Origin of the sequence: Methylobacterium sp. WL12, assembly GCF_008039475.1 — a bacterium.
GTDB lineage: Bacteria > Pseudomonadota > Alphaproteobacteria > Rhizobiales > Beijerinckiaceae > Methylobacterium > Methylobacterium cerastii.
This window is the reverse complement of the sequence record NZ_VRUW01000009.1, coordinates 39308-51383: the sequence shown is the minus strand read 5'-3', so window position 1 is coordinate 51383 and position 12076 is coordinate 39308. Positions and strand designations below refer to the sequence as shown.

Genomic DNA, 12076 nt, shown 5'->3' with positions numbered 1-12076 from the left:
GGGCGGAGGGCGCGGGTCACGCTTCGCTCGGACGTGGCAGGGTCAGGGCCGCACCGAGACGCGAGGCGTGAACAGGTGATGGCCGCGACCCGCCTCCTCTCCGCCGACGAATTCGCCACCTGCTTTTCCGCTCCGATGCGGAACATGACGGCGACCGCGGAGGCGGTCGTCGATGTCTGGCCCTACGTCGACGCGATCGCGCTGCCGCTGGGACGCGCCACGGAGATCCTCGACGTGACCAGCGTCTACCGCGACGCGGCCGGCCGGTTCGATCAGGTGCTGATCGGGACGGATGTCGGAGACCTGTTCCTGGCCGTCGTCGTGAACCGGGCGGACCGCACCATCCACGGCCATCACCTTCTCGATCTCGCCGAGCGGTACGGCGTGCGTCGAACCTGACGCCGGCCGATCGCCGAGATGCGTTCGGCACGCGATACGATGCCGACGGCGCTCGGCGAGCGCCGTCACGGCCGTGCGATCGTCGCCATCGCTCGTCGTAGCCAGCCTCGACGCGAAGCTTGTAGGGTTGGCGCCATGACCAGGCCCCTCCTCCTTCGCCCCCTACGCAGGACGGCGAGCGACGCCGAAGCGTTCGCCCGCGCCGTTCACGACACGCAGACGGACAAGGCGGGCGATCCCTACGTCACCCACCTCGTGCGCGTCGTCGGCCGAGCCAGCGCGAAGCTCGCCGGCCTCCCCGGCATCCTCTCGGGCGAGACCGTGTGCGAGCTGCTTCAGATCGCCTGGCTCCACGACGTGATCGAGGACACGCCCTACGACGGCGACCACCTCTTGGCCGAGGGCTTCTCCGAGCGGGTCGTGCACGGCGTCACCACGCTGTCGAACCTTGCGGAGACGCCGTATCCCGACTTCATCGCGGGCATCGTCGCGCATGCCTCGCTGCCCGCCATCCTCGTGAAGCTCTCCGACAACGAGGACAACGCCGACCCGGACCGCTTGGCCAAGCTGGACGCGGCGACCCGGGCCCGGCTCCTGGCGAAGTACGAGCCGTCGACGGCGTCGCTGCGCGCGGCCGCCCGCGCGAAGGGCTGGCAGGATCGCGGACGAGCCTGAGGCCCCGGCGTCCCGGTCACGCCATCCGCGCCAGGACGTCTTCCTTCCACAACACGCGGTGCAGCACCGACATGACGACGTGGCCGAGGACGACCGCCATGAGGACGAAGCCGAGCCAATAGTGGAACAGGTCGCCCGGGATCATCATCCAGGCGATCTTCTCGTCGCGAACCGGCATCAGCGGGATGCCGTAGGGGGAGAACCCCTTGCCGGACCCGTACTGACGCAGCAGCGAGATTCCTGGCACGATCACCATCAGCGCGTAGATCAGCGCATGGCCCGCCACCGCCGCCCGCCCGGCCCGGCCCGGATGCGGCGGGCGCCGACGCAGATTCGCCAACCCCCAAGCGCCACGCAGCAGCACGAGGACGAACAGGGTGAAGCCCAAGGTGAAGTGGCTGCTCCCGACGAAGCGCGTCAGCGCCGTGTCGCCGATGCCGACATAGAGCAGGGCGCCTGTGAACTGCCACGCGAAGAGCGCCGCCATGAGCCAATGGAATCCACGGCTGACGGGCCCATACCGCTCCGGTGTGTCGAGCCACCGCGCCATCTCAGATCCTTCCGACCCGTGCGTCGCCCCGGACGGTCCGGCTTCGCGAAGGCGATGCACGCATGAGACCGCATCCGCGGCTCTGCGGTCGAGGCGGCGAAACGCCGTACCATCGATCACGCGCGCAGGCACGGGATGGCGTGTCGCGATGCCGACGTCTGTCGGCCTCCGAGACCGGTAACCATTCGTTAACGATCCTGGGCCACGCATGGATCACGAGGGGATGCACGCCGTCCCCTCGTCATTGGGAAGCCCCGCTCCGGTTGCAACCGAACGGGGCTTTTCCATTTCCAGGCTCTGCCGTCGAACGACCGGTCCGAAGCCGGCTGCGATCGCGGCCGAAGCTTTCGCCTCGTCGCCGGTTCGCGCGTCGAGGATGTCGGCCTCCACGCCATCGCTGCCGAGACCGAAAGCGCGCCCGCGGTCCCGGACCCGGATCATCGATCCGGATTGGTGAACCAGGCACGGGCACAGGCCCGGTTTGCGGCGGTCGCTCCATCGCTCCGGCAAATGCCCATGCCGGCCCATCGCGGTCATTGAAGAAGTCCGGAGGGTCTGCGGTGCGTTCGAATGAAGGAAGGATTTATGAACCGCATCAACGTTAGCGGTTTGTTATCCCCGTCGAGAGCGTTGCCCAATCCAAACACAACCAAACCCGGCCGGCTGCATTATGCATACGAACCGACGCGAGGATGTCTGCGCCGGGGACTGAGATAGACGCCGTCGAAGTCGAGAGTGTGATGATCCACCAGCTCATTTACTATAGCCGCAACACCGTTCCGGGCGGCGACCGCGCCATGCTGACGAACCTTCGCGACATCGTCTCGGCCTCGCAACGCAACAACTGCCGTGACGGGATCACCGGCTTCCTGATCTTCGACAAGACTTGGTTCATCCAGATCCTCGAGGGGGATCGCGCGCAGGTCGGCGAAACCTACAACCGGATCGCGCGGGACCCTCGGCACACCGGTGCGACCGTCGCGGATGCCCGCAACGTCTCGACGCGCTCGTTCCCGAACTGGACGATGGGCGGCGCGATGCGGACACCGGAGGTGGAGGAGGTCTACCTGCAGCACGGGGTCGGAAGCGCGATCGAGCCGGCCCGTCTCAAGAGCAGCCAGATCATCGCGTTGGCGCTCGACCTTCAGGCGTTCGACCAGGCGCGGCGTCAAGGGATGCGCCTCGCGAGCTGAAGGCGACGGGCACCCGCTCGGGGCGGCCCGCGCGCCGTCGAGGCCGGAAGCCTTGCGGTGGGCCGAACAGGCATCGCGACGAACGCTGCCGGTGCGGCGGCGCCTCCGGCATCGCCGAATTCGATGGGACGTTGCGTAACGTCACGCTCGATTAAACCTGTCGTCGTATCCCACGGGACGGCACCCCCGCCCGAGCGGGGCTGCGCATGGGCTTCAGGGGACTTATGTCGGACACACAGCGTGAGGCGTTGCGCCAACAGGCGCTCGCCGAAATCGACCTCCTCGACACGCCGCCCGAGCGCGAGTTCGACGCCCTCGCCAAGCTCGCCCAACGCATGCTCGGAACCGGCATGTCCTCGATCACCCTAGTCGCCCCGGAGCGGCAGTGGTTCAAGGCGCGCTGCGGACCCCTGGCGGCCGAGACCCAGCGGGCCCAGGCGTTCTGTCCCATCGTGTTCGAGACCGAAGCGCCACTGATCGTCGCCGACACCACCCTCGACCCGCGCTTCGCGACGAGCCTGTTCGTCACGCGCGCACCGCACATCCGCTACTACGCCGGCGTCCCGGTCCGCGTCCGGCGCCCCGACGGCGAAAGGGTCACGGTCGGGACGCTCTGCGTCCTCGACGAGCAGCCCCGCGCGCCGACGCCTGCCGACCTCGACATCCTCACCGAGCTGGCCTGCGTCGCCGAAGCCCTGATCGAAGCCCGGACCCTCGCCGTCCGCGCCGCGGAGGTGGCCGATGAGCACCGGATGGCGGTCGAACGCCTGGAACGCGAGCGTCGCCAGTTCAAACGGGCCGAGCGCATGGCCGACATGGGATCGTACCGCTACGACATCGAGAAGCGGTCCCTGTCCTGGTCGGACGGCGTCTTCGCCATCCACGAGCTGCCCGTCGGCGGCGCCGAGCCGGACGGCGACGGCATGGACGCCTTCCCCGAGCCCGATCGCACGGCGTTCAGGGCCGCGGTGATGCGCACCCTGGATACCGGCGAGCCGTTCGAGCTCGAGGCCGACCTCGTGACCGCCAAGGGAAACATCCGGCGCGTGCGATGCTCCTGCGAGATCGAGCTGGCCAAGGGCAAGCCCGCCGCCCTCATCGGCTTGATCCAGAACATCACCGAGCGGCACGGGCTGGAGACGCGGCTCCGCCACCAGGCCCGCACCGACGACCTGACGCAGCTGGCCAACAGGGCCGAGTTCCACCGCGTCCTCGATGCGCGGCTGCACGAGGCGCGGGCCGCCGACGGCGACGTCGGCGTCCTCCTGATCGATCTCGACGGCTTCAAGGGCGTGAACGACGCCCTCGGGCACGCGGCGGGCGACGCGGTGCTGCGCCGCGTCGCCGAGCGCCTGCGCAAAGCCGGCTACGAGCGGTATTTTCCGGCGCGCCTGGGTGGCGACGAATTCGCCGTCGTCGTCCCCCAGAACCTCGCTCGCGCGGACCTGGACCGGATGGTGCGGCGCCTCCTGCACGACCTCGAGATCGTCGTGGACGGACAGGGCCACATCGCCCGCGTGACGGGAACGGTCGGCATCGCGTGGTCCAGCGAAGCGTCGCACGACCGCGACGCCGTCCTGCGCCACGCCGACGCGGCGCTCTACGCGGCCAAGCGCACGCGGAAGGGCACGGCGCAGACGTATCGGGTGAAGCCGGATTCGCGGCAGGTCGCCTGAGCGCGGTCCTAGTCTCGGGCCGCGCCGCGTCGGCGTCTACCAGCGGTAGATCAGGCTGGCGATGACCTGGCGCGGCTGGCCGCGGTAGCAGAAGCCCGCCTGGCAGCTCTGGTCGTTGCGGTCGAGCAGGTTGGTGACGTTGGCCTGAAATCGCATGCCCGCGATCCGCGGGTCGAGCTTGGCGAAGTCGTAGCCGGCCACGGCGTCGAACAGCGTCACGGTGGAGTTCCGGAAGGTGCCCGGCACGTCGTTGGCCGGGCTGGTTCCGGCGAAGCGCGCGCCGCCGCCGAAGATGAGGCCGAAGAGGTCGAAGCCCGGCGGGATCGCGTAGGTCGCGAACGCCTTCACCGCGTTGGCCGGGATGCCGGACAGGGCGAGCCCCACCGTGTCCGGGCTGCCGGGGCTCTTGGTGGTGCGGATGTCGACGTGGCTGTAGGCGGCGGTGACGTTGAAGCCCGGGCCGACTTGTCCACCGCCTCGATCTCGGCGCCGCGCGAGCGCACCTCGCCCACCGCCGCCTGGAAGATCAGCGGCGACACCGGGTCGGGGCGCAGCACGTTGGTCTGCCGGATGTCGAATACGGTGGTGTTCAGGAAGACGCTGGTGCCCGGCACGTTGAACTTGATGCCGCCCTCGACCTGCTCGCCCTGGGTCGGCGCGAAGGACGCGTTGTTGCGGCCGAGGCCGAGCTGCCGCGCGAACGAGGTCGCGTAGCTCACGTAGGGGACGAACTGGTCGGTGAGGAGATAGCTCGCGGCGGCGCGGCCGGTGAAGGCGTTCCGGTCGTCCTTGAAGGTGGTCGCCATCGACGGCACGTCGACGCGCGAGGCGACGGTGTCGTGGCGCCCGGTCAGCGTGAGGATCAGGCGGCCGATCCTGGCCTGGTCCTGGACGTAGGTGCCGACCTGCTCCTGGATCGTCCGCGACGCGACGACGACGGACGGCTCGGCAATGAACTGCGCCTCGTAATTCGGGCGGACTAGGCCGGCATGGGCGACCTCGAGCACGCTGCGGTTGCAGCGAATGGACCCATGCACACCAGATCTAGAACTCGAGGCCCGGGCCGTTCACCGCCTCGGACTCGCGGGCGCAGAAGGCTTGGTCCGGCGCCTTGCGCTCGCTCGCGAGCACCTTGGAAAGCTCGACCCGCGCCCGTTCGAAGTCGGCGCGGAAGCCGGCGTCGCCCACCAGCGCGGCGAAGATCACCGAGCCGTTGGTGCGCCCGGCGGCGACGTCGCTCATCCAGTGCACGCCGCAGACGACGCGGCTCTCGCCGTAGGCCCGGCCGCGGGCGAGGATCGCGGTGGCCTTCTCGGGCACCAGGGCGGCCATGATCAGGGCGTAGGCCCAGCCTTGCGTGGCGTGGCCGGACGGGTAGCTGAAGCTGTCGGCGAGCGCCTGGGTCCGCTGCACGCAGATCGGCGCCTCGTTGCCGACGAAGGGGCGCAGGCGCCGGTAATGCACCTTCGGCCCGCGGGTGCCGGCGGCGATGTCGAGGCGCGCGCGCTCGAACAGGGTGATCACCGCCGGCACGCGGGCTTGGTCGACGCGGGTGCCGAGCACGCAGGCGAAGGTTTCCAGGATCGCGGCCGCGCCCTCGGCCACGTCGGTGGCGGCCATCTCCCACCGCGGGGAGCCCTTCATCGCCCGCGTCGCGTTGAAGGCGGCGCGGTCGGCGGCCTCCAGGGTCGAGTGGCTGGCCGGCGGCGCCGGCAGGATCTGGACGGTGTCGGGAACGCCCGCGCCGGTCAGGTACGGCTTGTGCGCCGGCTTGTCGGGCCGCACCGGGTCGGCGGCGACGGAGGGCGCCGCCGGGGCCGGCGTCTGGGCGGTGGTCTCGGCCTGGGCCACGGATGCGAGGAGCGCAAAGAGCGCCAGGGCAGTCGGGAAACGCGGCATCGGGTCCGTCCTCCGGGGCGGGCGAGGCCCAAGCCTTAACGCCTCGACCCTGAACGGGATACGACGGCGGCGCGACTTTTCCGGTCGGGACCCGGGCAAGTGCCGACGGGAGCGGGGAATTCGGGGGGCGGGCCGATCGACCCCCCTCTCCCCGCAGGCGGGGAGAGGCCCGCAGGCACCTCGTCGTGCCTGCGGGAAGCGGAGGCGAAGCCGAAGCGACGGTGAGGGGGAGGTGCCGGACGAGGCTCCTCCGTTGGCACCCCCTCACCTTCGGCTGCCGCCTCGCTTCGCCGACGACGAGGTCGGCCAAGCCCTCTCCCCGCACGCGGGGCGAGGGGATGCGCGCTGGCCGCCGGGGGCGGACACGCGCCGCTCTGACCAGCGTCCGGAAAGAGGAACGATGCCCCCCCCTCAAAACCCCGTCGGCGCTCGCAGATGCCACGCCGTCGCGCCCTGGAAGGCCTGCCCGATGCGCAACGCCATGGCCTCGTCGTAGCCGCGGCAGGCGATCTGCAGGGAGAGCGGCAGGCCGTCTCGCGAAAAACCGTTCGGCAGGCTGAGGCCGCAGAGGTCGAGCAGGTTGGCGAAGCGGGTGAAGCGGGACGGCATGTGCAGTTCGTCGACCTCCGCCAGCGGCACCGCCGCGGTCTCGGTGGTCGGCGTCAGGATCGCGTCGACGCCCTCCCAGGCGAGCGCGAGGTCGCGCTTGAGGGCGTCGCGGCGCTGGAGCGTCGCGAGGTAGTCCTGGGCCGACAGGCTGCGACCGCCGAGGATGCGCGCGCGCACCGCGTCGCCGAGCGGGGCGGCCGCGTCCTCGGCGAGCGCGCCGTTGACGAAGTAGGCCTCGGCGTTGGTGATCCCGCTCATCGCCACGAGGTCGAAAAACCGGAACGGCAGCGTCAGGTCGACGACCTCCGCGCCGAGCCCGGACAGCACGTCGAGGGCGGTGTCGTAGGCGGAAAGCATCTCGGCCGAGCAGCCCGTGCGCTCGGCCTCCGGCATCCGCGCGAGGCGCAGGCCGCGCACGCCGCGGTCCAGGGTCGGGAACGGGTCGGCGGTCAGGATGCCGCGGGTCGCGGGATCGAGCGGGTCGGGTCCGGAGATCGCCGCGTAGAGCAGGGCGGCGTCGGCGACGCTGCGGGCAAGCGGGCCGGGGGTGTCGAGGGTCGCGCTGAGCGGCACGATGCCATGGGTCGAGACCCGGCCGACGGTGACCTTCAGGCCGGTCAACCCGCAGAACGCCGCCGGCAGGCGCACCGATCCGCCGGTGTCGGTGCCGATGCCCCAGGGCGCCATCCGCGCGGCCACCGCGACGCCGGTGCCGCTACTCGAGCCGCCGGGGGTGCGCGGGGTTTCGAGGTCCCACGGGTTCCACGGGGTGCCGAGGTGCTGGTTGGTGCCCCAGCCGCCATAGGCGAACTCCACCGTGTGGGTCTTGCCGAGCACGATCATCCCCTGCGCGATCAGGCGCCGGGCGATGGTGGCGGTGCAGTCAGCACGCCGCGCCCGGTGGGCGGCCGACCCGCCCATGGTGATGCGGCCCTTGATGTCGATCAGGTCCTTCAGCGCGATCGGCACCCCATGCAGCGGGCCGACCGCGTGGCCGGAGCGGATCGCCCGGTCGGCGCCCTCCGCCGCCAGCCGCGCGTCGTCGGCGAAGACTTCGGTGAAAGCCTGAAGCTTCGGCTCGCGGGCGTCGATGCGCGCGAGCATCGCCTCCACGGCCTCGACCGGCGACACCGTTTTGCCGGCAATGCGTTTGGCGAGCTCGGTCGCCGAAAGGTCGGCGAGGTCGTCGCCCGTATCCGTCAAGATGCCTGACACCGTCGTCCTCTTCGTCGTCTTGCACTGCAGGAGGCGCGCGTTTCCCTGGACGGGTGGAGCGGGAGCGGAACCCGATCCGGGGTCCAGCATGATCACGTCGCGAAGCGTCCGAATTTCTCGCCGCGCCGGGTATCGAGCCGCTGACGCGGCACTTTCGTTCGCTGGATCCCGGATCACCCTCCGTTGGCGCTGCGGGCGTCCGGGACAACGTCGTCGCGTCGTTCGAAATCCCTACGGCATGCTCACCAGCGTCAAGTCGACGAACCAGCTCTGCGGCGAGACGAACCCCTTCACCTTCGGGCTCATGCCGCGGGGGTTGAGGTCGTGGACGACGTAGAGCCAGGGCGGGTCGTCCACCAGGCGCTCGTGCGCGGCCTTGGTGGCGGCCGAGATCTCGGCCGGGTCGCTCGATTCGGCGAGCGTCTTCAGGGCCTTGTCGAAGGTCGCGTCGGTCCAGTTCGGGAAGTTGAAGCCGTTCGGGGGAAAGCGGTCGGCCGCGAAATAGCGCACCATCACGCCGGCATCCGACGTCGGCGAGGAGACGTTGAGGGCGTTCGAGCCCTGGAGGCTCGCCGCGTCGGGCAGCGCGCGGCTGGAATTCAGCAGGATCTGCCACTCGACCACGTTGAACGACACGTCGACGTCGCAGGCCTGCTTGAGGTTCTCCTGCATGAACTCGTTCATCGGCATCGGCGACATCTGCCCCGAGCCCGAGGCCGAGATCATGATCTTCAGCGACAAAGGCTTCTTGGCGGTGTAGCCGGCCTCGGCGAGCAGCGCCTTGCCCTTCTTCGGATCGAAGACGTAGCGGTTCTTCGGGGTGCCGAAATCCGGGTTGCCATCGTTGAACCAGCCGCTGGCGGCCTCCGCCGTGCCGTTGAGGAAGCTGACCACCGCGGGTCGGTCGACGCAGTAGTTCAGCGCCTGGCGCACGCGCACGTCCTTGACCGGGCTGTTCGTCGCGCCGACGTTGAAGATCCACGGCCAGACATGCGGGTAGACGCCGGTGGTGACGGCAAAGCCCGCGGCCTTGAGCGACGGGATCGCATCGGGGGCCGGCACCTCGATCCAGTCGACCTGGCCCGCGCGCAACGCCGCGATCCGGGCGTTCGCCTCGGGGATCGGCATCAGGCGGATCTTGTCGACCTTCGCCATCCGGAATTTATCCCAGTAGCCGTCGTTGCGGGCGAGATCCGCCGATTCCCGCGGGGTCACCTTGGTGAGCTTGAACGGCCCGGTGCCGGCCGCCGGCACCGCCTGCACCTTGGCCCAGTCGCGGCCGGCCTTCTCGAACGATTGCGGCGAGGTGAATAGCAGGTACACCGCCATGTAGGGGAAGTACGAGGCCACCTGCGTGGTGGTGATCTGGATCGTGCGCGCGTCGAGCTTCTTGTAGCTGCCCATGATCGGCACCCGGGCGCGGGAGATGCCCGCGCCCTGCGCTTCGAATTGCGGGCTGTCGTTCTTGAAGTACCGGTCGAGGTTCCAGATCACCGCGTCGGCATCGAACGGTTCGCCGTCGTGGAAGCGCACGCCGTCGCGCAGGTGGAAGGTCCAGATCCGCTTGTCCTCGGCGGATTGCTCCCAGGCGGTGGCGAGCGCCGGCATCAGACCAGCCGGCTTGTCGGTGCGGGTCAGGTCCCACTGCACCAGCCCCTCGAAGATCGGATAGCCGAGGAAGCGCATGCCCTCGAAGCCGTTGTTGGGCATGCCGGTCGCGGTGGGCACGTCGGTCGCGGTCATCGCGATGCGCAGGACGCTCTCGGCCGACGCCGGCGGGGCGGCGAGCGCGGTGGTCAGCGTGACGGCGGCGAGCGTTCGGCCGATCATCGTGGGGCTTCTCATGCGGTGGGCGGGGGGATCCCGGCACGGGCAAGTCCCGCGCCAACGCCCGGGTGCCGACGGGACCGCATCCTCGATCGCAGGTTGCGATGCGCGTGCCGCGCGGTGTTGCGCCCAGGCCTTGCGCCGCCCTATTCCGCGGCGCCACGATGGCGCCTCCGGGCCGTGCGGCGCCGGACGGCGAGACGAGGGAAGAGCGCGTTGACAGAGACGATGAACGGCGCCGAGAGCCTGGTCCGCACCCTGGTCGCCGGGGGCGTCGAGGTCTGCTTCACCAATCCCGGCACCTCCGAGATGCATTTCGTGGCGGCGCTCGACCGGGTCGAGGGCATGGCCTGCGTGCTGTTCCTGTTCGAGGGCGGCGCGACGGGGGCCGCCGACGGCTACGCCCGCATGGCCGACAAGCCGGCCTCGACCCTGCTCCATCTCGGCCCGGGCCTCGCCAACGGACTGGCCAACCTCCACAACGCCCGCCGCGCCCGCTCGCCGATCGTCAACATCGTCGGCGAGCACGCCACCTATCACCGCATCCACGACGCGCCGCTCACCTCCGACATCGAGGGCTTCGCCCGGCCGGTCTCGGCCTGGCTGCGCATGGGCACGACCGCGGAGGCCATCGCCGCCGACGGCGCCGACGCGATCGCCGCGGCGCGGACCGCGCCGGGGCGGATCGCGACGCTGATCCTGCCGGCCGACACCGCCTGGAACCCGGGCACCGGCGTCGCCCCCGTGCCCGCCATCCCCGAGCGTGCGCGGGCCGGCGACGACGCGCTGAAGCGCGCGGTCGCGGCCTTGGCCTCGGGCGCGCCGGTGGTGCTGCACCTCTCCGACCGGGCGGTGCGCGGCGAGGGCCGCCACATCGCCGCGCGCATCGCGGACAAGACCGGCGCGACGCTGCTGGCCATGGCCGCCAACGCCCGCATCGACCGCGGCGCCGGCACGGTGCCGATCGAGCGCCTGCCCTACCCGATCGACGCCGCGATCGAGACGCTGGCGCCCTTCCGCCACGTCATCCTCGTCGGCGCGACGCCGCCGGTCGGGTTCTTCGCCTATCCCGGCAAGCCGAGCCTGCTCAGCGCGCCCGACGCCGAGACCATCGTCCTGGCCCACCCGGAGGAGGACCAGATCGAGGCACTGGAGCGGCTTGCCGAGGCCGTCGGCGCGTCGGCGGAGGTCGCGCCGGACCGCATGGCGCCGTCCGCCGGGCCGCGGCCGGAGCTGCCGACCTCCGGCGCGCTCGCCGACGCCGCAATCAGCCAGGTGCTCGGCGCGCTGATCCCCGAGGGTGCGATCGTCTGCGACGAATCGATCACCACCGGGCGCAACTTCTTCGGGCAGACGCACGCGGCTGCGCCCCATAGCTGGCTCCAACTCGGCGGCGGCGCGATCGGGCTGGGCATCCCGATGGCGACGGGGGCCGCGGTCGCCTGCCGCGATCGCAAGGTGATCTCCCTGCAGGCCGACGGCAGCGCGCTCTACACCGCCCAGGCGCTCTGGACCCAGGCGCGCGAACGCCTCGACGTGGTGACGCTGATCTGGTCGAACCGCTCCTACGCGATCCTGCGCCACGAGCTCACCAACGTCGGCGCCACCAACCCCGGCCCGAAGGCGATCGGCATGCTGACCCTCGACGACCCGGCGATCGACTGGGTCAGCCTCGCCAAAGGGTTCGGCGTGGAGGCCCGCCGGGTCGAGAACTTAGCCGACTTCGTAGACGTGTTCCGGGTGTCGTTGGGCCGCCGCGGGCCGTTCCTGATCGAGGTGGCTTTGTGAGGGTTTTGCAGACCGGTGTCGCACACGTCTCTCCAGCCACTGCCAGATTTCCCATGCCCGAGAGATGCGCCCGTCCCCTCTCCCCGCACGCGGGGAGAGGCCCAATTGCACCTTGTGCAGCCGGGAAGCGGAGGCGAAGCCGAAGCGGCGGTGAGGGGGAGGTGCCGAGGAAGTCTCTTCCGTCGAAGCCCCCTCACCTTCGGCTGTCGCCTCGCCGCGCCGACGACGAGGTCGTCGCGGCCCTC

At 70.6% G+C, this 12076-nt stretch carries 12 protein-coding genes and 1 pseudogene; 6 read left to right on the top strand and 7 right to left on the bottom strand.

Translation table 11 applies throughout. From position 1 onward, the window contains the following. Window positions 1–78: 78 nt before the first annotated feature. Entirely contained in the window at window positions 79–399 is a 321-nt protein-coding gene (locus tag FV226_RS05835; protein WP_147762152.1) for a hypothetical protein, read from the top strand. A 135-nt stretch (window positions 400–534) separates the two neighbouring features. After that, entirely contained in the window at window positions 535–1074 is a 540-nt protein-coding gene (locus FV226_RS05830) for a metal-dependent phosphohydrolase (protein WP_147762151.1), read from the top strand. A 16-nt stretch (window positions 1075–1090) separates the two neighbouring features. Here FV226_RS05830 and FV226_RS05825 read toward each other — a convergent pair whose 3' ends face one another. Then, window positions 1091–1624, bottom strand: coding sequence for a cytochrome b (locus tag FV226_RS05825; protein ID WP_147762150.1), 534 nt, complete (start codon window positions 1622–1624; stop codon window positions 1091–1093). Between the two features lie 213 nt (window positions 1625–1837). Beyond that, entirely contained in the window at window positions 1838–2161 is a 324-nt protein-coding gene (locus FV226_RS05820) for a hypothetical protein (protein WP_147762149.1), read from the bottom strand. A 203-nt stretch (window positions 2162–2364) separates the two neighbouring features. Here FV226_RS05820 and FV226_RS05815 point away from each other — a divergent pair, with 203 nt between their 5' ends. Both FV226_RS05815 and FV226_RS05810 read left to right on the top strand, forming a co-directional pair. Next, a complete protein-coding gene (locus FV226_RS05815) occupies window positions 2365–2817 on the top strand; it encodes a BLUF domain-containing protein (protein WP_147752565.1) in 453 nt (150 codons plus the stop codon). A gap of 224 nt (window positions 2818–3041) precedes the next feature. Further along, window positions 3042–4493, top strand: a complete 1452-nt coding sequence (locus tag FV226_RS05810) for a diguanylate cyclase (RefSeq protein WP_147752564.1) — start codon at window positions 3042–3044, stop codon at window positions 4491–4493. A 36-nt stretch (window positions 4494–4529) separates the two neighbouring features. On the opposite strand, the gene FV226_RS29065 is transcribed toward FV226_RS05810, so the two are convergent. From FV226_RS29065 to FV226_RS05800, 3 genes are read right to left on the bottom strand one after another with little or no spacing between them, the layout of a single operon-like run. Beyond that, the gene (locus FV226_RS29065; RefSeq protein WP_348644089.1) at window positions 4530–4913 is read right to left on the bottom strand and encodes a TonB-dependent receptor; all 384 of its coding nucleotides are present in this window, start codon (window positions 4911–4913) and stop codon (window positions 4530–4532) included. After that, window positions 4838–5500, bottom strand: coding sequence for a TonB-dependent receptor (locus tag FV226_RS05805; RefSeq protein WP_348644088.1), 663 nt, complete (start codon window positions 5498–5500; stop codon window positions 4838–4840). Before FV226_RS05805 ends, FV226_RS29065 begins: the two co-directional genes overlap by 76 nt. Window positions 5501–5537: 37 nt before the next feature. Further along, on the bottom strand, window positions 5538–6392 hold the full coding sequence (locus FV226_RS05800; protein WP_147762148.1) for a phosphatase PAP2 family protein: 855 nt from the start codon (window positions 6390–6392) through the stop codon (window positions 5538–5540). 146 nt (window positions 6393–6538) lie between these two features. Between FV226_RS05800 and FV226_RS28490 the strand changes: the two are divergent. Next, window positions 6539–6750, top strand: a pseudogene (locus tag FV226_RS28490) (hypothetical protein); the annotation flags it as partial. Window positions 6751–6803: 53 nt separating this feature from the next. Here the strand turns inward: FV226_RS28490 and FV226_RS05795 are convergent. Together FV226_RS05795 and FV226_RS05790 are read right to left on the bottom strand one after the other, a co-directional pair. Further along, window positions 6804–8216 carry an amidase gene (locus FV226_RS05795; protein ID WP_246685405.1) on the bottom strand — a complete coding sequence of 471 codons (1413 nt, stop codon included), beginning with the start codon at window positions 8214–8216 and terminating at the stop codon, window positions 6804–6806. Window positions 8217–8447: 231 nt separating this feature from the next. Continuing rightward, a complete protein-coding gene (locus tag FV226_RS05790) occupies window positions 8448–10046 on the bottom strand; it encodes an ABC transporter substrate-binding protein (RefSeq protein ID WP_147762200.1) in 1599 nt (532 codons plus the stop codon). A 225-nt stretch (window positions 10047–10271) separates the two neighbouring features. Here FV226_RS05790 and FV226_RS05785 point away from each other — a divergent pair, with 225 nt between their 5' ends. Further along, on the top strand, window positions 10272–11831 hold the full coding sequence (locus tag FV226_RS05785) for an acetolactate synthase large subunit (RefSeq protein ID WP_147762199.1): 1560 nt from the start codon (window positions 10272–10274) through the stop codon (window positions 11829–11831). Window positions 11832–12076 lie beyond the last annotated feature (245 nt).

What these genes read in the sequence shown, in the direction of transcription:
- FV226_RS05820 (WP_147762149.1), bottom strand. Translation starts at nt 2,161, where the DNA reads ATGACCGCGATGGGCCGGCATGGGCATTTGCCGGAGCGATGGAGCGAC.
- FV226_RS05810 (WP_147752564.1), top strand. Translation starts at nt 3,042, where the DNA reads ATGTCGGACACACAGCGTGAGGCGTTGCGCCAACAGGCGCTCGCCGAA.
- FV226_RS05785 (WP_147762199.1), top strand. Translation starts at nt 10,272, where the DNA reads ATGAACGGCGCCGAGAGCCTGGTCCGCACCCTGGTCGCCGGGGGCGTC.
- FV226_RS05835 (WP_147762152.1), top strand. Translation starts at nt 79, where the DNA reads ATGGCCGCGACCCGCCTCCTCTCCGCCGACGAATTCGCCACCTGCTTT.
- FV226_RS05790 (WP_147762200.1), bottom strand. Translation starts at nt 10,046, where the DNA reads ATGATCGGCCGAACGCTCGCCGCCGTCACGCTGACCACCGCGCTCGCC.
- FV226_RS05800 (WP_147762148.1), bottom strand. Translation starts at nt 6,392, where the DNA reads ATGCCGCGTTTCCCGACTGCCCTGGCGCTCTTTGCGCTCCTCGCATCC.
- FV226_RS05830 (WP_147762151.1), top strand. Translation starts at nt 535, where the DNA reads ATGACCAGGCCCCTCCTCCTTCGCCCCCTACGCAGGACGGCGAGCGAC.
- FV226_RS05825 (WP_147762150.1), bottom strand. Translation starts at nt 1,624, where the DNA reads ATGGCGCGGTGGCTCGACACACCGGAGCGGTATGGGCCCGTCAGCCGT.
- FV226_RS05815 (WP_147752565.1), top strand. Translation starts at nt 2,365, where the DNA reads ATGATCCACCAGCTCATTTACTATAGCCGCAACACCGTTCCGGGCGGC.